Source organism: Anaerosporobacter sp., from assembly GCF_031551385.1.
Classification (GTDB): Bacteria; Bacillota; Clostridia; order Lachnospirales; family Lachnospiraceae; genus Anaerosporobacter.
This window is the reverse complement of sequence record NZ_JAVBNS010000090.1, coordinates 1-21,923: the sequence shown is the minus strand read 5'-3', so window position 1 is coordinate 21,923 and position 21,923 is coordinate 1. Positions and strand designations below refer to the sequence as shown.

Below are 21,923 nucleotides of genomic sequence, written 5' to 3'. Positions count from 1 at the left end.
CTAAGTTCTTCTACGATTCAACAAGTCCTTGTAATTCTATTAGAATTTTCTTCAATGCATCAAACAATGCAATAACATCAATCTTTCCTGTCTTGGAACGTTCTTTAATCTTCCATACAAAGTATGGATTGGTGTCTGGTACAAATGTCAATTGTGGGCTAAATTTCTCTACAACAGATGGAATACCTGCCACATTAATCTTTGCCTTATTGTACATAATCATCTTCACATTCAGTTCCTTATGAGTAATCTGTGTTACAAAAGATTTATGTGCAATCGCTTTTATCAATGCAATATTGAGCAGATTATTAACCGATTTTGGTATATCACCAAAACGATCTAGTATCTCATCTTGCATATCCAAGAATTCATTTTCATTCTCAATCTCCGCAACACGTTTGTACATCTCCAGTTTTAGGAACTCATTTCGAATATACGTAGACGGAATAAATGCATCTACATCAAGATCTACTGTTGTATCGAATGTCTCTTCCTCTGAGGTATCCCCTTTCAGAGCCTTTACTGCTTCATTCAACATCTTACAGTATAAGTCATATCCTACTGCTTCCATATGCCCATGCTGTTTTGCTCCAAGTAGATTACCAGCACCTCGAATCTCAAGGTCTCTCATAGCAATTTTAAATCCTGAACCAAGTTCTGTAAACTCTTTTATTGCCTGTAATCTCTTCTCTGCAACCTCTTTGAGCATCTTATCTCTCTTATACATTAAGAAAGCATAGGAAGTACGATTTGATCTTCCAACACGTCCACGCAATTGATACAACTGGGATAAACCAAGTTTATCTGCTTCATCAATAATCATTGTATTCGCATTAGAAATATCAAGCCCTGTTTCTATAATTGTTGTTGATACTAAAACATCTATTTCTCCATTGATATAGTCAAACATGATTTTTTCTAATTCTCGTTCATTCATCTGGCCATGTGCAAATGCTACATTCGCTTCAGGCACTAATCTAGCAACCATATTTGCAACTTCATCAATACCATTTACACGGTTATATACGTAATATACTTGACCATTTCTCGCTAACTCACGATTAATCGCCTCTCGTATAATTTCTTCATTATGTTCAAGAACATACGTCTGTATTGGCATACGATCAACTGGCGGCTCTTCTAATACACTCATATCACGAATACCAATTAAACTCATATGCATCGTTCTTGGAATTGGCGTAGCAGAAAGCATAAGAACATCAACATCTGTCTTTATCTGCTTAATCTTCTCCTTATGTGCAACACCAAATCGCTGTTCCTCATCCACGATTAATAAACCTAAATCCTTGAACTGCACATCTTTTGATAATACACGGTGAGTACCAATTAATATATCAATACTACCTTTCTTTACTTTCTCGACTGTCTTCTTAATTTCCGATGCCGTTTTAAACCTCGACATCATATCAATAGCAATTGGAAAATCCATCAAACGCTGTACAAATGTATTGTAATGTTGTTGTGCAAGAATCGTTGTCGGCACTAGGAATACAACTTGTTTTCCCTCAGATACTGCTTTAAATGCTGCACGGATAGCAACTTCTGTCTTTCCATATCCAACATCCCCACAGATAAGGCGATCCATAATCTTCTTGCTTTCCATATCCTTTTTCGTAGCTTCAATGGCATTTAGCTGATCATCTGTTTCATCATACGGAAACATTTCTTCAAATTCCTGCTGCCATACGGTATCTGGTCCGAATTGGAATCCTTGCTTTTCCTGACGTTTTGCATATAGTTCAACTAATTCTTTCGCTATTTCCTTAACAGCACCTTTTACTTTTGTCTTTGTATTCTTCCACTCAACGGAATTTAATTTATTAAGTTTTGGCTTCTTCGCCTCTGCACCTGCATACTTTTGAATAACTTCCAGCCCTGTTGCCAGAATATACAAAACTCCACTTGATGCATACTCAATCTTAATATAATCCTTCGTTACATGTTCTACTTCAATCTTTTCAATACCTCGGTATATACCAAGCCCATGATTCTCATGGACAACATAATCTCCCACATTAAGATCACTAAAATTCTGTATCTTATTGCCTTCATATGTTTTCTTCTTGCGATGCTTCTTTTTCTTCTCAGCACCGAAGATATCCCCCTCTGAGATGATAACTAATTTTATTAATGGATATTCAAAGCCACGATGAACATAGCCACGTGCTACCATAATCTCACCTGACTTAAGTACTCGATCTAAATTTTCACTGTAGAATGCAATTAATTCATTTTCTCCTAAATCCTCACTTAATCTCTTTGCTCTTGTCGTAGAATTGGATAGTAAGATTACTCGATATCCTTTACTCTTCCATTTCTTTAAATCTTCAACAAGAATATCAAAGTTATTATTATATGGATTCACTGACTTTACACTAAAATCATATTTTCGTTTACATGCAAATGATGTCAGCTTATAATCCATTGTACTAAGCAAAACGGAGCGCATTGTATTGAACTTAGCAAGTATGCTCTTATATGGAAAGATTACGTCAACCTGACTTGGTAAGATATAGCCTTTCTCAATTCTTCCAATCATACTCTCTCTAAATTCAAGATCTACGGCTTCACCTTTTTCAATCAATCGATTTGGCTCATCTAAGTAAATCACCGATTCTTGATTTGCAAAATAATCAAATAAAGACACCGTATTATCATAGAAATATTTGATATAACTATCAATACCAAGTGAACCATTATATGCTTCTAAGTTTTCCTTAAATTCTTCTACGATTTGCTTGATTCTATGCGCTTCTTCTGTCTTCATCTGAGAACGTAAACCATGTACGTACTCTTTTGTCTCTTCATCTAACTTTTGTACACCATCACGTATCGTCTGTTCATCTAAGATAATTTCTGCTGCTGGATAGATTATAACCTTTTCTACATTCTCAATAGAACGTTGACTGCTAATATCAAACATACGAATCGTATCTACTTCATCATCCCATAACTCAATACGATATGGACACTCCTCTGTCAGTGGAAATATATCTATAATTCCACCACGTATCGCAAATTCTCCCGGACCTCCGACCTGTCCACATCTCTCATATCCTAGATTCACTAATTCTACCTTTAACTTCTCTAAATCAATGGTAGCTGCTGCTTCTATTGTTAAGATTCTTTTTCGAATATATTCAAGAGGAAGGATGCGATCAAATCCTGCATCAATCGTCGTTATTATCGTTGCTTCCTCTGCTTCTATCAATTGTCTTAGAACCATTAAACGATCCTTTACAATTACATTTCCTCTGATATCAGCACTATAGAAAATAACGTCTTTCGCAGGATATAGCCATACATTCTCTGAGTATAATTTGTAATCCTCATAGATTTCTTTTGCTTTTATATCATTATACGTTACGATTAATTTCCATTTGTAACTCTTACTAAGCCCACTAATTAGATGACATTTCTGAGAATCTATACAACCAGCTACATGGATTGGTGTCTCCTTCAGTGCAAGGTCTTGTCTAATACTATTGTACTCCTTTAGTTCCTCTAAAGGTTCCATGAATGTCTTCATGTTCAATCCCACCTATATCTTCTTATATTTAATAAATCACTACTTGCTACTTTTTCTTATTATATATATTCATTGCGCTATTAACATCTTCTGTAATAATTTCTTTACAAGCTTCCGAAACATGCGCAAGCGTTTCCCTAACAATCGGCTGCTCTTCGTTATTAAATCTTCCAAGTACATAATCTGCTAAATCCCAACCTTTTGGCTTATCACCTACACCTACTTTAATACGCAAAAATTCCTGTGTTCCTAGATGAGATATAATACTCTTAATCCCATTATGACCACCGGCACTACCTTTTGTTCGTATCCTCAATTGCCCTACATCTAAACTAATATCATCATAAATTACAATAAGTTCTTCCGTTGGATCAATCTTATAATAATCAACTAATTCACGCACACTCTCTCCACTTAGATTCATATATGTCTGAGGTCTTGCTAGAATTACTTTCTGTCCTTCTATATAGCCTGTTCCACAAATTGCTTTGTGTTTATTCATATCCACTGAGATATCATAATCGTCTGCTATTCTTGTAATTGCATCAAAACCAATATTGTGTCTTGTAGCAGTATATTCTCTTGATGGATTTCCTAGTCCTACTATTATAAACATTGTTAACCTCTCTATCTAAATCTTTTGCGACGATTTCAGAATATATTCTTTCGTCACGATTATATATAGTTATTTATCCTTTTTTTAAAATACAAGCAATGCAAAGTTGTTACAAAACCAACAAATGATTAGCCTAATTATCATTCTATCATAGATTGTTCATAAATGGAAACATAAAATAGCTCTATGCTAATTCCATTTTGGTACTTAGCATAGAGCAGATTTATAAATATTATTCTAATTGTATCCCTATCAAACTATTGTACACATACAAGTTCCAACCAATTAATATTACATCCGCCATTTTGTGACTGTACTCGCATTGTATATGTTCCCTTTGATAATGTAAATGTCTTTTTACCGCTAAATGTATTCCATGTTTGCCAACCACCCGTTGCCTGAATTGTTACCGTATCCATTAACGTATTATTATATAGAATATCAACATTTCCTGTTGTACCTAATGCTGCGCCTCGTACTCGTATCATATAAGAACCGTTCTTTGGTACTTCTACTTTATACTCCATCCAATCTCCAGCATCAATATATCCAACATTTTGTCCGCCTTCTGAACAAGTTTCTTTCTGTACTCCATACATATTGCTATAAGATTCTGCTTCGATACGAACTGGATCTGGGATACTATTTCCAGTTGGCATATAGATAGCACCATTACTACGCATTGTAAATCTTACATTAGCACTTGATGTATTGCTACCATCGGCATATAAGATAGAATTTCCCGTATTAACAGAGATGTATTTGTTATTCGCAACCGCCTGTATAATTACCTCATTACTTCCATAGGCTGTACATTTGAATTTTTCCCATGTACCAATTTGTGCACTACGTGCTAACAATTGATTGCTTTCATCAATGACTGCGCATAGATACTTTCCATTAGCACTTGACTGGAAGGATACCGTATTATCTGAATTATACACTACTTTAAACTGTTCCCATCCTCCTGCAGAATCTCTATTTGCAACTAATGGGCTTGCTCCTTCATCTTCTGCACATACATACTTTCCATTTGCACTTGATTGTATACTAATATATTCACTAGATTGCTTATTGTATGGCGTTACTGTTCCTGGAAGTTTTGACTTCATAGCATTGTAAATCGTTGTATTCGCCCATGACTGACCTGCCCCAATTGTTGACCACTTCGTACGAATTGTTGCTGCACTATCATTATAGATATCAACTTTATTTGGATTATGATTATAGATTCCCCATGAACTATTTCCAGTTGCTTTATAAGCCCATGAAGTATAATGTAAACCATTTGAATTGAAGCTATTAAGTACATAATCCCATGCATTTGCTAATTCAAAGCAAGTAAATTCTCCAACGAAAGTTGGTACATTATAACCTGCATTTTTAACACTATTTACAAAGTTATTACAAGCGCTTACCTGTCCGTTGTAATCACTAACTGCATTCCAAGGATAATGATGATATTCATACATTACATTTGTCCAACCATATGTCGTTGGCTTTGGAAGATTACTTGTTCCCCAGCATGATTCCATAATCACAATATGATCCGAATCCACTTTACGAATTGCCTTATAGATTTCATCATATAAAGTCCAGTGTAAATCATATGTATTAGCAGCTTTAATTCCTGGCTCATTTAGTATGTCATACGCTGCTACGGCTGGATTTCCTTTGTAATGCTTTGCAATCTCTTCCCATAGCCATACAGTCTTTGAACGATTGTAGCTATTCCAATATAATTGCTTACCATCGTTAATTTCACCGGAATGATCCATACCATTTTGTGAACCAAATGTTCCGTGTAAATCAAGAATTACGTACATTCCTCTTTGGTTACAGTTATTAACGAACCAATCTAACTTTTCAAATGCATTCGATTTTAGATTCCCATTATCATCACATAGATTCATATAAGTAAATGGTAATCGAATTGCACTCATACCAAGAGCTGCACAATTGTCAAAATCTTGCGTTGTCCAATAGTTGCTCTCATAAACATTGATTAATTCATCTCTTACCGTTGTTCCAAAACGAGTTTTGAACGTATTCATCATCGTTTTTTGATCTTTTGCATTCGTTGGATTCATCCAGTCTTCCTGTACTAACCAACCACCAGCATTCGTTCCTCTTAGATAAACGACATCCCCTTGTCCAGATAAGTTACGAATTGTTGTTCCGTTCGTTTTCAAAAAATCATCTTGTGTAAACCCTGTTGTTGCCGCCTCTGTCTTTTTAGGACTTGGTACAAAACTTGCTGCTAACATTGACACACATAATGCAACACTTAACCCCGTTTTTAATAGCTTACCAAACTTCATTGTTGAAATCCTCCTTACTCTCTTATACCTTCTTTTTTATAACTTTTCACTAATTGTATAAAGGGATATTGTTTTTTTCACACCCCATTTTTATATATAATTTCACTCCTTCCATACTGGTTTCTATAGCTAAAGTGAAAAGTTTTCAGATAATAATTTCCTAATGTATTCAATGCAAAACTTTTTACGTTTTCGATGCTTATTCGCTGGTGTTCTCTAGCACAAAACACGCTATGCACCTAAGAAGTTCTATGGTGCTTCGCTATCGTTTTTTAGCTAGAGAACACTAGCGAATAAGCAAGGAGAGGTTGTTGAGTTTTGCATATTAACTTTATTGGTACAAATTGGTGAAAAAGTATGAAAACATTGATAATTAAGTTGAAAATCCTAATTCCAAAGCATACATTTATTAAAACGTTTTAATAAATGTATCTGATTATATTAATTCAAATTGTATTAACTTCATAATTTCTGTAGCTATTATATTATTCCTCTGCAAGCCAGTAAAAGAAAAATGTGATAAACAAAGAACTTTTTTATTTTCCAGCCCCAATTATATATTTCAAATTAAACAAATCAATCTATAAAAACAAATGTAATAACACCCGTTTTTCAATTGAAACGTTTTAACTTTTTTCAGTTTAGCATATTGCACATATTTTTTCAATATATATTTTTATTTTTATCATTTTTGTTATTCTGATTTTTACTTTTATAATTCTACTCATCACATTGCACATATATTCTCTATCACCAAGAGTATCATTTAACACATTTTTCATGCCGCAACACAGCACAATTCCATCTCCAAACAAAGACTTTATAAAGAAATAGTATCCATTGGTATAAAAATACCGTAGGCAACAGATGATAATAAGACAAAACTTTTAGACAAGAAAGGTATACTAACCATGGCAAAAGCAGGTATGAGAAGACCCGATCCCAAAGAAGCACACGGAACAGAAAGTAATAAAAAGATGCATACAAAAAAGAATGACGTAGAACCAGTTCCCGAAATCCAAGGCAAAGCCAAAGCAGGACATAACAAAGCAAGTAAATAATATAACAAGACGGTGTGACTTAAGTTGCACCGTTTTGTTATATTATCTACTTACAATCTGCGTCGGACTAGGCGAAACGGAACTTCATCATGTCGTCGTGCTGTCTTTAGATAGCCATTTACTATTTTTTGAAGCACCCATGATTTTATGATATACTTATTAAAGAAATGCATAAGAAATGGGTACAAACTATTATGATATATCTCGTCCGTCAAGGGCAAACCGATTGGAATCTATTTAAAAGATGCAACGGAATTACCGAAACTTTTTTGAATCAAACAGGCATAGTGCAATCGGAATTGCAATCCCAAAAACTGAAAGCAAGGAGTGCATTAAAAATGTATGAAGTTTTTATTGAATATTCAGATATGTTAGACAAATCAAATTATAAAAAAATACTTGATTTTTTAATACCAAAATGTACGGAGTTAACTTACTATGTAATCCTACAATATTACTATTTAACAGCGGAAGATTTAACAAAAGCAATTGAAGATTTGACAGGCGAAGTTGATAAAGAGAAATTTCAAGACCATTTATTAAAACTAAAAAAATCGAATGAGATGGCTTTAATTAAATACGAAGAACTGGATGGTTATGAAGAAACTGAACCTATTATTAAAGATAAAGAACGTATTATTAAAGAACTACGCTGGTTTTATTCTATTCAAAAACCGATTACACCTCCACCCACTAATGTGAAAAATGAAGGTATTTTACCAGAAACTAGTTTCATCGATAGTACATATACTCAAGTCTCACATTGCACATTTGGTGGTTTATATAAGGAATTTCGCTTCCGATTAGATGAAAATTTAATTGCGTATTTATACAATACAGGAGATTTAATAAAATTTAACACATTTAAAAATCTAGAATGGTTAGAAGACCCAGTGTTTTATAATGGAGAAGAAATAAAATGTGCAATTTCCTCGCATGAACGCAACATTGCATTTTTCTTAAAGCAAGAGGAATATGAAGCTTTTAAATTGTTGAATATACCTATGTTGGTAAATTCGCCAACTTAAATTTAGCTCTATCACCCTTTCTATGTTGTGTCTGAAAATTCATTGCCATGTTCTGCACTCTCCACTCAGCGGTCTGAAAGCTCAATTTTCAGACACGCCATAGTAAATACCTTTCTTCAAAATGGTATACTCCTTCATGACTATGACGCTTTACCTTCCTGCTTCCTCATTTTTATCAAAATAATTTTTTCCCATCTAATATATCTATACCAAGTGCCTTCGCCGCACCAGTTTGTTTAAATGGATTTATCTTTTCCACTACACCATCTCGCCTAAAATATGACCCTGTATTTTTGAACCAAAATGTTATATTTGCCTTTATGCATTGTTCACGAATATTAAGCACCCAATCATATTCACATTCACGGGCATCTCGTCCCGTTTCACCACCAACGGTAACGTGGTCAACACCATGAAGATACGGTGATATATCTATTGGTTCTAAAAGTGGTGCGCAGGCAATGAAACGACGCTTTATCGGATAGGATAAAAAAAGTGGAAGTCTATAATCGGCTTCTTTTTGATTTTCGACAGTACAACCGATATTCACATTGTTATAGCCTTCCCCCCAATCTGATGGGAGTGATACAAGAAAACGGTCAATTCTTTTAGTTAAAATCAAAAAATCTATATCTGTTCTTTCTTTTATCATAAGCCAAACCTCTTTACGCCATTCATCCGCTTCGGGAAGAAAAAAATCCGTTGCAAAGCAGGTCGCAAGAATCTTATTACCTTTAATATTGTATTCGCCTTTTGCATTTGTCCTTATTGGCCAGTCAAATTTATCTGTCTTTTGAATAGCATTTTGACCATAGCGTTTTGCACGTGGTCCGTAAAAATAACAATTCGTGCAACCTTCACTTATTTTGTAACAACCAGTCCATGGTTCCCAATTCATAGGCAATCTCCTTATTCTTTAGAATGTATTGGCACAAACGAGGCATAACACCCGTTATATATTTTATTACTCCTTCGAGGATATTGTATTATATATATCCATTCCGTCATAGTAAAAATCCGACATCGTAGTCAAATATTTTTGAGGAGTAACACCACTAATCGCCTTGAAATCTTTATCAAAATGAGCTTGATCAAAATATCCGGCTTGTTGTGACAACGTCGCAAAGAAGCAAGGTGATTTCTGAATGTTATTCAACACATAGTTAAAGCGAGTTAACCGAGCAAAATTTTTAATATTCATCCCGATTTGTGTAAGAAATAAGCGGTTTAGTTGTCTTTCACTATAACTGGTTTGCCGAGCCACTTCTCTCACTAGTACTTGACCATAACTATTAGAAATCACTTCTGTCGCCTGCAATAAGGCAGCCGAAACAACTTGCTTTTCCATGCGTCTATATAAAATTTTCTCACAAGCATCTACTAAATCTATTACCGTCTTTGATGTTACAAATGCATGTTGTAATGAACGAAACAGTTCATAGTCAATATCTGCAAGCAAAAGACGTTTATCCGCAAACTCCGCCTGACTTTGTCGTGTGATTTGATATAAACCATAGGGCGAAAGCTGAATAAGTAACAGGACAAGATAATTGTTAGGTTCGCTCCCCAACAAAACAGGGGTAAGAGATGTTCCCCATAGTTCAGCAATTATAGAGTTTCCGTCAAAAGCAAGCGACAATGTTCCACAAGCATTAGGCATGAGCGTGTATTGTGGTATGAATGTATCACCCTTAGGAAATACGATGTTGTAATATAAAACATATTTCCTCATTTCCATACGTGAAGGAAACATGTTAAATTGGTTATCATTTTTAATTATCACTTCTCTCCTCCTAAGCCAAATCAAAAATGTAATTTGTTGATGTAATTATACCACGCATCTATGAATATTCCTACTTACGCATGGTATGTACCACCGAATTGTCCAACTACAAATGCCTTAGGCAGGTTATTTCTTAATTAGGAGCATAATTCACATAAGCAGATTGAAAGACTAAATATCCTGAAAAATCTTTATTTTTATAATATATCTTTTCTCCTGCTTTCTTAACATCATCAAATGAATCATATGTCTTAACAATTGAAATAGTATTCTTCTCTGAATTATGGTCGTATTTTTTCGCCAACAAATTCCCCGTACTTGTGTATCAACAACATAAATATGCAAAACTTCATTACCTCTCCTAGCTTCTTCGTTGCCGTCCTATAATTAAGAAACGATAGCGAAACAACTATAGTACTTCTTAGTGTGTATAATCACAACCTAGGAAGGCGAGGCATGGACGCCGAGCCAGCCCTAGGTGAGGCAGGATGCCGAATCGAGGGCGTTTCCGTAACATATCAACAACATATCCATACACACTTAGAAGTACTTAGTTGTGTAGCGTGTTTCGTATTATAGGACGGCAACGAAGAAGCCTGAGAAAACAAAAAAGTTTTGCATCATAAACCTCCGATACACAAGTACTCCAATTTCGTTCAAGAAGCCCAAAAAAATACTACCATAAAAGCCATTTATTGAAATTCAGCGCAATATCTATTTCAATAAAATTTGCTTATTATGGTAGTATGGGAGGATTCTTAACTAATTAAACCTATTTGATTGTGTTATGAATAACGATACGTTTAACGATACAACTTAGTTGCTAGTTGACCAAAAATCAACTTGTTGTTGAATTTGTTCAGTTAAAAGTTCACTTGCTTTTACAACTCCAGCTTTTTCAAAATCAGCTTGCATCTTATCCCAAGCTTTATCAAATCCGCCCTCTTTTGCCATAACGCAAGAGATAAGACCTGACCATGCAATTTCGTCTAATTTTGTTGCATATGCATTAAACTCTTCTGTTAAGTTTTGTTTGTAAACTGGTGCATAGTCTGGAATATCAAATTCATCTGCTTGTGGGAAGATTTCAGTTAAAAGTTCAACACCCCATGCATCAACTGCCTTCTTTTGAGCATCTGTATAGTTCTTAATAACATTTTCTTTTGAGTTTGTTGTATATGTTGAACCAGTAGGATCTACAACACCATCACCATATGTAGGGAATGGGTAGTTGTGGATACCAATACCTGTGTTGTATCTATATTCTGTATCCTCTTGAGAAAGTTTTTCTTCTTCTGCTGTTCTGTATCTATGACCTTCTTCATCAAGAAAATAGTTCACATCTTTAATACCCCAACCAACAAGAACTTGTGCTTCATCAGAGCATAACCAGTTTAAATATTTAACGGCTCTAACTGGGTCTTTACATGCTTTTGTGATACCAACACCCCAACCAACAGTAAGACCTTGGTTCATTAGAGAAGGAGCTTTTTGATCTTCATTCATTGTGATAGGAAGACCACAGTATGTTCTTTCTGATTTACCTTCTGACTTTAATACTGTTTCCGCATCTGCGTAATCCCAGTCTGCATCCATAATAGCAAGTACACGACCTGTTGAAAGTTTTGCAATATAATCATCATGTGTTTGTGTTGCAAAATCCGGATCAAGGATACCTTCAAGATACATACGGTTTAACCATTGATAGTATTCTTTTTGTCCTTCTGATGCATGTTTGTAAGTAGCTTCGTAACCATTTGCATCATTTACAATCCATTGACCATTATCTGGTGAAGCATTTGCAATAAATCCAGATGGATTTGCTAATGTAATATACCAGTGCCAATCAGAACAAGATAATGTAATACCAATTGTATCTAATCCATCAATAGTAGGATTTGCTGCTTTATAATCTTTAATCATCTTCTCATATTGAGCTAATGTTTTTGGAATTTCATAGTTGTTTGCTTCTAATACTGCGTATTGTAATTGTGCAGTACCGCTTGTTCTGTAAGGAATATTTCCTACACCAGCACTACATAATTGATAGATACCTGGATCGTCTTTTGTATAACGTAATTTATTGTATTCTTCTCCATATAACGCTTTGATGTTAGGGCCATATTGATCAATCAAATCTGACATATCAATCATAGCGCCTGCTGCAACAAGAGCATCTACATCTCCCTTTGCAAAGATAAGATCTGGATATTCTTCTGAAGCAATCATAAGAGAAATTCTTTGATCATCTCCATCTACTGGATAATCCATTTCTAATTTTACCCCTGTTTGTTTTGTAATTTCTTGTGCTATTGGATCTGTCCATGGATCTTCTCTTGAACCATCTGCATTATAGAATGTAAATGTAATTGGCTCTAAATCTTCAGCAGTATCTACTGTGTCTGCAGTCTTATCATCTGCTGTTGTATCCTTTGTATCTGTTGCATCCTGTTTTGTTTCGTTTGCGTCTGTTGCTACATTTTTGTTTTTAGAATTTGAACTCTTACACCCTGATAGCATAGATACTACCATACACATTATTACTAATAGTGAAACGATTCTTCTTTTTTTCAATACCTTCATAAACTTAATTTCCCCCTATATCCAATTTTCTTGCGCTGCTTGACATCTCTCATAACACATCTTATATATTAATGATTGTAAAACAATCATAATACATCAACTTCATATATGCATCAATCTTTTACTGCACCAAGTGTCATTCCACCTACAAAGTACTTCTGTAAGAATGGATATACAACTACGATAGGAATTGTTGCAATAATTGTAATCGCCATACGAATCGACTGTGGTGTTACGTTTCCAATCGCATTTTGTAGATTTGTTGTATCATGAATATTGGAAACTTTAATTGATGACTCATTCAATACTTCATACAATACATACTGTAATGTCTTCATCTTTCTTGCATAAATGTAGGTATCCATAAATGAATTCCATTGGCTTACTGCGATAAATAATGCAACCGTAGCTAACACTGGTTTACATAGTGGAAGAATAATCTTATACCAAATTCTAAAATCTGATGCCCCATCGATTCTTGCTGATTCTTGCAATGCTTCTGGAAGTCCTTCAATAAAGGAACGCATCAAGATTAAGAAGAATACTCCAATCAATCCTGGAATAATATACACTGAGAATTTATTTGTCATCTTCAATGTTCTACCAATCAACAAGTAGTCTGGTATCAATCCACCACCAACATACATTGTAATAATAAACATAATAGTAAATAGTTTATTAAAATAGAAATCTCTTCGGCTTAATACATATGCTAACATTGCTGTACAGATTGTACCTATTACTGTACCAACTACCGTTCTTGCTACCGACATTGTCAAAGGAGATAATAAATCCTTTTTCTCAAATACATATTTATAGTTATCTAATGTAAATTTACGCGGAATAATAAAGTTAACTCCTTTTATCGTATCCAATGAATCATTAAATGAAATTGCTAAAACATTTAGGAAAGGATATAAAGTAATGAATACGATTATTAGAAAGAAAACAGCCAAAAATATATCAAATCCCGTATATTTGTTTAGTGAACTCTTACGTTTGTTCTTCATACTCTCCTCCTACACTAATTTGCTATCGCTAAACTTACTAGCTACTTTGTTTGCGATAAATAATAACGCCAAACTGATTACTGATTGGAACACACCTACTGCTGTACCAAAACCATAGTTATTATTTCCAATACCAAAACGGTATGCATACCAAGACACTACGTCTGCATATTCCTGAACAATACCATTTCCAAGTAACATCTGACGTTCCATACCAGCGCCAAGTACACCACCGATACTCATAATTACTAGCACAATTATTGTAGGTCGAATTCCCGGAAGTGTAATATGCCACATTCTTCGAAATCTTCCTGCACCATCTACCTTCGCTGCTTCATACAATCCCTGATCAATTCCTGTCATCGCAGAAAGATAGATAATCGCATCCCAGCCAGTTTCTTTCCATATATTAATTACGCAAGTGATAACCCAAAACGCTGGTCCATTTGTCGTCATAAACTTAATTGGCTCTATGCCTAATTTCCCAAGTGCTTCATTAAGCACACCAGAATCTCCTAATACCATTTTTGCTATACTTGCAATAATAACCCAAGAAACAAAGTGTGGTAGATAAGATATTGTTTGTGTTACTTTCTTAAAACGCTGCATACGTAACTCGTTTAGCAAGAGCGCGAATCCAACGGAAGTTACAAATCCTAATACAATTCCGATAATACTGATTCCAAGCGTATTCCGCAATGCATTAAAGAAGCTCGCATCATGCAATAATGCTTTAAAATGGTCTAAACCAACCCACGTTCTCTCCCATACCGATAATGCAAATGTTTTCGGCTTAACATCTTGAAAAGCCATTGTCCACCCCCACAGTGGTATGTACTTAAAGATAATCAACCAAATAACAAATGGAACGGACATTAATAGTAGATATCTTTGCTTATACATCAATTTGAAGCTAAATTTCTCTTTTTTTATAGCTAAACTCTTATTGTTTTTACTCATTTCCCTGCCCCTTTCATTAACTTATCGTTATTATATCTAACTTTAAATTAATAAAATACCCCTCATATTTTAATAAAAAACTGTAATTTTTTCACCCCCCTGTTTTTACAATGTTAGATTTATAAGGTGTTTTTTTGTATAGAAAAAAGAGAATTTCTTTGAAACCATCTCAGAAACCCTCTTTTTATCAATCAATTTTCATCTATATTTCATTTTTCTTAAATTCTTTTGGTGTCATTCCTACATACTTTTTGAATTTTGAATAGAAATAATCAATATTATAATAACCCACTTTCTCTGATACTTGGTATACTTTCAGATTTGTATCTTGCAACAGCCTCTTTGCATTCTCTATCCGTACTTTATCAAGTGCAGTATTAAAACTTTCTCCCGTCACCTTCTTATACGTCTTTCCAAGATACGCACTATTGTAGCCAAACATCTTAGCAATAGCCTCTAATTTTAAATCCTTACTATAGTTCTTCTGGATAAATATATCCATTTTCTTAACAATACTATCAGTTCCCGCATTACCTAGTTTTTCGCTTATTTTCTTACTGTACTCAACAATTAATGATTCCAGTTCTGCTATTGACTTTGTTTGATTTACTTCTTTTGTGTAACTATCAATATCAATTACTCCCTCAATTTGACTTTCATAGCTAGACTTTAAATTATTAAGAAGTAAAATTGTATTATTAATAACCGTTATTTTTATTTGCGATTCCTTCATTAATCGGTATCTGCATTTTTCCAACATACCATGTATGCACTTTTCTATTCCAGTCAAATCACCAATTTCCATACAATCACTCAAACTTATTAACGTATCTTCCTGTTTGTTTTCTATCTCCTGTTGAAGCAACCTCATAGAGATAATATTTTTTGTACCATACAGAAATCTTTGTCCTGCCAAGTACTGTGCACATTCAAAACTATAGCAAATATCTCTCAGACAAGTTACTTCTTGTCCAATTACTATGAGAAAGCCTTCACCATATCTTTCTTTTACATATGTATTGTTTTCCTCAAGCTTAGCAACATTCGTTTGCAGAGTATCTCCCTTTATAATTAGGGCTATTCTCTCACCTAACACAAGATACTCATATCTATTTAGTCCTGCTAGTATCAGCCTTGTCTTTTCCTTGTAATCCTCATCCATATAAAATCTTTCGTTACTAAGTATGATAACATGAAACTTTTTGTAATTATAATCAAATTCAAACTTCTTAATTTCCTTCTCAATAATCTCAATTGTTTCTTGCTTCATCAACAGATTATATATGACATTCTGTCTTGCCTTTATTCGATTCTTTGCTTTCTCCTCTTGAACCAAACCTTCCCTCTCTTTTTTCTCCATTTCTTTATCTAAATCACTCTTAATATCGCAAACATATCGATACAATTCATCCTCATCAATTGGTTTTAGTAGATACCCTCTAACTCCTAATGATATCGCTGATTTTGCATATTCAAAGTCAGAATAACCTGTTAGAATAAGAAAATGTCCTTTATATCCCGCTTCCCTTGCCGCTTCTATAAGCTCCAACCCTGTCATAGCAGGCATCCTTACATCCACAAGTACCATGTCAGGTTGCCGTTTCAGCACTACAGCCAATCCATCTTCTCCATCAGATGCTTCTTCCACTATGGTAAATCCCATCTCTTCCCACGAAAGCAACGTGCGAATTCCCTCTCTAACCGTTTGCTCATCATCAATAATTACTACTTTATACATTTTTCCCTCTCCTCTATAACAATTACCCCTGATACTCTCCTCTTGGTATCACAATTTGTACAATTGTTTTCACTAACGGTTCACTTTCTATTGTAATTCCATACTCCTCTCCATACAATAACTTTATCCTTTGATTTACATTTCTTAACCCGATATGACTTCCTGTCAGCTCTGCCGATGAATTGATACAAGATTTCATCTCGCTTAATTTCTCTTCATTTATTCCAATTCCATTATCAATTACTTGTATGCAGATTGTATTGTCAATCTCATCTACTTGAATTGCTATATGTCCAATTCCCTTCTTCATCTCTATACCATGTATCATCGCATTCTCTACAATTGGCTGCAAAATAAGTGGTATTATATATATTTCCTCCACATCACAATTTATTTGAATTGCATAGGTAACTCGATCTTCAAATCGATACTTCTGTATTCGCAGATACGATTCAACCATGTTAAGCTCTTCTTTCAATGTTACTTGCTTATCCATGACTTGCAAGTTATGTCGCATTATCTTAGCAAGCATCTTTACGATATCTTCAATCTCTTCCTGTCCTTTCGACCTTGCTTTCATACGAATTGTTTCTAATGTGTTATATTAGAAATGTGGATTAATTTGACTTGCAAGCATACTAAACTGCATCTCTTTCTGCCTACTATATAGCATTTCCTTTTGCACTTGTTCCTCATATACTTGGGTTATTAATGTTTCGATACTCTCTATCATCAATCCTAAATCTTCATAAAGATAACTGATTTCATCTTCTCCACCTATCTTTTCTGCAATATCAAACTGCCCCCTTGAAGCTTTATGCATCTGATTTTTAAATGTATTAATACGACTACTAAAATTCCATGCAAATATTGTTATAACCGAAATTGCAATTACAAAGCTCACCATAATAATCATTATACTTTTTTGACTTTGTTGGTTCGCCTTTTTTAGAATGTCTTCATACGGATGAATACTCACTACAGAAATATGGTCATCAAGACCCGCATAGGTAATCGGTATTACTGTCAAAACTGCCTCTTCCCCTTGGTAAATAACATTCTTACACTTTTCTTTCTTCGGCATCTCGTTATATATCTTTAGTAGCTCCTCATCATTGGTATCATTCGAATTCCTGTAGATAATCTCCTCATCGTTTAATATTACTACCGTTTCTGTTGCATGTTCTCGAATCGGAAACAGAATTCGTTCCCCCTTCATTGCAATAACTGCAATACCAACGTTCTCACCTTCCTTCGTTCGTATTATTCGCGAGAAGGATAGATACTTCTTATAGTTCATAGAGTCCTCATGGAATGCGCATATTAACCGCCCATTTGCATTTATTGTCTTCTTAAACCACGGTAAACTTGCTACTTCATCATTAATAATTGCCACCTTCAGATTCTGTGATAACGACGGATTATTAAAGTAAAAGCAGATATTTTCAATTTCTCTTTTATAATAGATGGAACATTCTTCACGCAATCGCTTATTCAACGTATTATAGTCATTAAAAAGCTCCTCTGATACATCATAATAATGCGTCCCTAATTTTTCTATAATCTCAATAAAATATAGTCGCTGTGATGCTTCCGCTATCGTCCGAACATTCTCAAGGATTCCTTCTGCAATTAATTGCAGTTCCGATATTTCTGAACTTTTATTTTGCTGTATCAGAATATTTTTCGTTCCGTTTATCAAATACAAACTAACAAACAACATCGGAAAAAAACCTCCGATAATATAGATAAGAAACATTTTTCGTCTTATTGTAAGTCCTTTTTTTAGCTTTTTTGTAAATTTAATTTTCCCAACACTTTCCCCTGTTTTCATTGTTATCCTCTTATACATTTTCTAATACTTTTTTCTTAGTATAACAATATTTTTGTGCACTGTCACTGTTTTTTCTCTTGTACAGCTTTAAAAAGGCGCTTATTTTTGAATAATCTGTCGTTTTATAACTATCGGTGGAGAAGATTATTTCTTTGATAACTCTTTGCTTTTCAATAAAAAAACAACTTCTCTCTGGTTTTTGACATAACTGTGTTCCCCAAACACAATTTATTTCATTCAACCAGTAGAGAAGTTGTTTTCTTATTTGCTTACGAATATTTTATTACTTTTATTTTATTTCTTTTTATTTTATTTCTTTTTATTTAGTTCTTACTTTACCTAGTTCGTAACTACTTTCCATACGCCCCATTGTTGTGATTCATCTGGTGCGTCACCTAGTGTCCACCATTTTGCTTCAAATATTTTTCCATTATAGCTTACTCGATCACCTGCTACATAGATTTTAGCACTATCATATGCTGCATACGTAGATGGTTTTTCTGGCTCTGGATCTGGTGTTGGCTCACTAGGTTTTGAAGGTTGTTCTGCCTCCTTATCAAGCAATGCTTTTGCTGTATCATAGATGGCATTAAGTAGACTAAACTGTGCATTTTTTGAATCCTGTGTTATCTCCCAAATCATGATACCACCAGCATTATTACATGCCCATGTTGTCTTATCTTTCATTGTATTAATTCCATTATAGTAAACCGTTGTACCGTTGATTACTGCAGAATCCTTATATGCATTCTCTGAATTTTTCGCTACGATGTCAGCATAGGAAGCCCAATTTGGTCTTTCATAGAATGGAACACCTAACACAACTTTATCTTTGCTTAATCCTCTTGTTTTTGTCCAATACTCACCACATTGAACTGCAAAATTATATGGTGAATGACCAGAACCTGCATTGCCATCATAAGCCATTACGTTAACCCAGTCTAACATCTGAAGTACTTTATCTGTTTGACCATATCCCGTAGAACCGTTACCTACAACTGCTGCTGTTAATAACTTTCCTCTGCTCTTTAACCCTTGCTTGAGGTATGTCATAAATGTTTCATATTGTGCACTTGTATTCGATCTTGGATATTCCCAGTCGATATCAACACCATCAAATCCATATGTATCAACTACACCAAGAATACTATCAGCCAACTTTTTACATTTTGCATCTGTATTAGTCGCTTGAACAAATGTATTCTCTAATTCAACCCCATTATAAGACCAACCACCTACAGCAATTAATACTTTAACACCACTGTTATGTGCTGTTGATACTAATTTATTCACTACCGTTTTATTCGCTAAATCACGAATGTTTCCATCTGTAGTTGGAATAGCAAATGCATAGTTAATATGAGTCAACTTACTGAATTGTACGTTGTTTACAACATCACCATACCAATCAGGGAAATATGCAACTCTCTTAAAGGAATCAAACGCATTTGTTGTATTTGATTTATCTGGTGTTGTATCTTCTGTTGGAGGTACAACTACTGCCTCGTTACCTGTACTCGATAATGAAAATACTTTTCCATCTGAGATTTTTCTTACAGTAAACTTCACATTAGAACTAGTTGTTGCAGACGCATTAGCATACAGTATAGAATCACTTGCATTCACTGCAACATATTTATTATTCGCTATTGCTTGAAGAACCACTTCGTTATTGCCTGTTGTTGTAACATTGAATTTTTCCCATGTGCTAATCTTGCTGCTTCTAGCAAGTAACTGATTCTTTTCATCAATTACTGCACATAGATATTTTCCATTTGCAGAAGATAGGAATGAAACTGTGCCATCTGTATTGTTAACAATCTTGAACGATTCCCAACCTGCTGCATTTGCTCTATCCGCAACCAATGGGCTTGCACCTGTATCTTCCGCACAAACGTATTTGCTATTACTACTTGATTGTATACTAACATATTCGCTTATCTGCTTGTTAAATGGTGTTACAGTTCCTGGAAGTTTTGACTTCATTGCACTGTAAATCTGTGTGTTTGCCCATGCTTGGTTTGCACCTACCGTTGACCATTTTGTACGAATTGTTGCTGCGCTATCATTGTAGATATCTACCTTGCTTGGGTTATGATTATAGATTCCCCACGAGCTGTTTCCTGTTACTTTATAACTCCAAGAAGTATAATGTAAACCATTTTTATTAAAACTGTTTAACACATAGTCCCATGCATTGGATAATGCAAAGCAAGTAAATTCTCCAACAAAACTTGGTACATTATAGCCTGCGTTATTAATACCATTTACAAAACTATTACATGAATTTACCTGTCCATTATAATCGCTAACAGAATTCCAAGTATAATGATGATATTCATACACTACATTTTCCCAACCATATGTTGTTGGTTTTGGAAGATTACTTGTTCCCCAACAAGATTCCATAATGATAATATGATCTGCATCTATCTTACGAATTGCTTTGTAGATTTCATCATATAAATTCCAATGTAAATCATATGTAGTACCAGCTTTAATTCCTGGCTCATTCAATAAGTCATATGCAGCGACTGCCGGATTACCTTTATAGTGGTTTGCTATTTGCTCCCATAGCCATATTGTCTTAGATCGATTATAGTTATTCCAATATAATTGATATCCATCATTTATCTCGCCTGAATGGTCCATACCATTTTGTGAGCCAAATGTTCCATGCAAATCAAGGATTACATAGATTCCTCTTTTACTGCAGTTTTCAACAAACCAGTCTAATCTTTTGAATGCATTTGCTTTTAAATTGCCGTTATCATCACATAGATTCATATATGTGAATGGCACACGAATTACGCTCATTCCTAGTTCCGCACAATTATCAAAGTCTTTCTCAGTCCAGTAGTTATCCTCGTATACAGCAAGCAACTCATCCCTTACTGTGTTGCCGAATCTTTTACTGAACGTATTCATAATTGTTTTTTGATCCGATGCATTTGATGGGTTCATCCAAGATTCTTGTACTAACCAACCACCTGCATTCGTTCCTCTTAGATAAATTGTTTCCCCTTGACCAGATAAATTTCGTATCGTTGTTCCATTTGTTTTAAGAAAATCATCCTCTGTAAATCCTGTGGAAGCTGCTTTTGCTTTTTTAATTTGTGGCGTTAAATTAAATGGAAGCATTGTAATACATAGAACAATCGCCAGAAGTGCTTTTAGCAATCTACAATGATTTTTCATTCTTATCTCCCTTTCCCTTATTAATTTTATAATGTTGGTCTCAAAGTCATACTTTTTCATGCAAGCATGAAACGTATGACCTTTTGACCCTTGTATCATTTTATGAGTTGCCCGACAAATGAGGTATTATAAATCTGCCTCTTTGTCATATTGTTCCTTGAAAATTTAATATATTATCTTCTATTGAGAGAAGTGATAATCTTTTGATATTTTTCACTCTGCATAGATTAGTTTCCGCAAC

The 21,923-nt window shown here is 34.5% G+C and carries 16 protein-coding genes and 1 pseudogene; 3 read left to right on the top strand and 14 right to left on the bottom strand.

The window, feature by feature from the left end; translation table 11 throughout:
• Nucleotides 1-10 precede the first annotated feature (10 nt).
• From mfd to RMR19_RS08310, 3 genes are all read right to left on the bottom strand, one after another.
• Nucleotides 11-3,550 carry a transcription-repair coupling factor gene (gene mfd, locus RMR19_RS08320; RefSeq protein WP_331654678.1) on the bottom strand — a complete coding sequence of 1,180 codons (3,540 nt, stop codon included), beginning with the start codon at nt 3,548-3,550 and terminating at the stop codon, nt 11-13.
• A gap of 46 nt (nt 3,551-3,596) precedes the next feature.
• On the bottom strand, nt 3,597-4,166 hold the full coding sequence (gene pth / locus RMR19_RS08315; RefSeq protein ID WP_310603026.1) for an aminoacyl-tRNA hydrolase: 570 nt from the start codon (nt 4,164-4,166) through the stop codon (nt 3,597-3,599).
• A gap of 257 nt (nt 4,167-4,423) precedes the next feature.
• On the bottom strand, nt 4,424-6,487 hold the full coding sequence (locus RMR19_RS08310) for a cellulase family glycosylhydrolase (RefSeq protein ID WP_310603025.1): 2,064 nt from the start codon (nt 6,485-6,487) through the stop codon (nt 4,424-4,426).
• 911 nt (nt 6,488-7,398) lie between these two features.
• Here RMR19_RS08310 and RMR19_RS08305 point away from each other — a divergent pair.
• Together RMR19_RS08305 and RMR19_RS08300 are read left to right on the top strand one after the other, a co-directional pair.
• Nucleotides 7,399-7,548 carry a hypothetical protein gene (locus RMR19_RS08305; RefSeq protein WP_310603024.1) on the top strand — a complete coding sequence of 50 codons (150 nt, stop codon included), beginning with the start codon at nt 7,399-7,401 and terminating at the stop codon, nt 7,546-7,548.
• Between the two features lie 167 nt (nt 7,549-7,715).
• Nucleotides 7,716-8,576: a histidine phosphatase family protein gene (locus tag RMR19_RS08300; protein WP_310603023.1), complete on the top strand. Its 861-nt coding sequence runs from the start codon at nt 7,716-7,718 to the stop codon at nt 8,574-8,576.
• A 175-nt stretch (nt 8,577-8,751) separates the two neighbouring features.
• Here the strand turns inward: RMR19_RS08300 and RMR19_RS08295 are convergent, their stop codons facing one another.
• The 3 genes from RMR19_RS08295 to RMR19_RS08285 form a co-directional block, all read right to left on the bottom strand.
• A complete protein-coding gene (locus RMR19_RS08295) occupies nt 8,752-9,474 on the bottom strand; it encodes a DUF5131 family protein (RefSeq protein ID WP_310603022.1) in 723 nt (240 codons plus the stop codon).
• 66 nt (nt 9,475-9,540) lie between these two features.
• Entirely contained in the window at nt 9,541-10,359 is an 819-nt protein-coding gene (locus RMR19_RS08290) for a helix-turn-helix domain-containing protein (protein ID WP_310603021.1), read from the bottom strand.
• A 133-nt stretch (nt 10,360-10,492) separates the two neighbouring features.
• A complete protein-coding gene (locus RMR19_RS08285) occupies nt 10,493-10,663 on the bottom strand; it encodes a hypothetical protein (protein WP_310603020.1) in 171 nt (56 codons plus the stop codon).
• A gap of 152 nt (nt 10,664-10,815) precedes the next feature.
• Here RMR19_RS08285 and RMR19_RS08280 point away from each other — a divergent pair, with 152 nt between their 5' ends.
• Nucleotides 10,816-10,938: a hypothetical protein gene (locus RMR19_RS08280; protein ID WP_310603019.1), complete on the top strand. Its 123-nt coding sequence runs from the start codon at nt 10,816-10,818 to the stop codon at nt 10,936-10,938.
• Between the two features lie 237 nt (nt 10,939-11,175).
• Here RMR19_RS08280 and RMR19_RS08275 read toward each other — a convergent pair whose 3' ends face one another.
• The 8 genes and pseudogenes from RMR19_RS08275 to RMR19_RS08240 form a co-directional block, all read right to left on the bottom strand.
• Nucleotides 11,176-12,942, bottom strand: coding sequence for an extracellular solute-binding protein (locus RMR19_RS08275; RefSeq protein ID WP_310603018.1), 1,767 nt, complete (start codon nt 12,940-12,942; stop codon nt 11,176-11,178).
• 113 nt (nt 12,943-13,055) lie between these two features.
• Nucleotides 13,056-13,952 carry a carbohydrate ABC transporter permease gene (locus RMR19_RS08270; protein ID WP_310603017.1) on the bottom strand — a complete coding sequence of 299 codons (897 nt, stop codon included), beginning with the start codon at nt 13,950-13,952 and terminating at the stop codon, nt 13,056-13,058.
• A gap of 9 nt (nt 13,953-13,961) precedes the next feature.
• A complete protein-coding gene (locus RMR19_RS08265) occupies nt 13,962-14,912 on the bottom strand; it encodes an ABC transporter permease (RefSeq protein WP_310603016.1) in 951 nt (316 codons plus the stop codon).
• 202 nt (nt 14,913-15,114) lie between these two features.
• Nucleotides 15,115-16,650, bottom strand: a complete 1,536-nt coding sequence (locus RMR19_RS08260) for a response regulator transcription factor (protein WP_310603015.1) — start codon at nt 16,648-16,650, stop codon at nt 15,115-15,117.
• A gap of 22 nt (nt 16,651-16,672) precedes the next feature.
• On the bottom strand, nt 16,673-17,089 hold the full coding sequence (locus tag RMR19_RS08255) for a sensor histidine kinase (protein WP_442871532.1): 417 nt from the start codon (nt 17,087-17,089) through the stop codon (nt 16,673-16,675).
• Nucleotides 17,072-17,242 (bottom strand): annotated as a pseudogene (locus RMR19_RS08250) (sensor histidine kinase); the annotation flags it as partial. The gene RMR19_RS08255 and the pseudogene RMR19_RS08250, both read right to left, overlap by 18 nt.
• A gap of 12 nt (nt 17,243-17,254) precedes the next feature.
• Entirely contained in the window at nt 17,255-18,484 is a 1,230-nt protein-coding gene (locus RMR19_RS08245) for a cache domain-containing sensor histidine kinase (protein WP_310603014.1), read from the bottom strand.
• A 339-nt stretch (nt 18,485-18,823) separates the two neighbouring features.
• On the bottom strand, nt 18,824-21,682 hold the full coding sequence (locus RMR19_RS08240) for a glycosyl hydrolase family 18 protein (protein WP_310603013.1): 2,859 nt from the start codon (nt 21,680-21,682) through the stop codon (nt 18,824-18,826).
• Nucleotides 21,683-21,923: the final 241 nt, after the last annotated feature.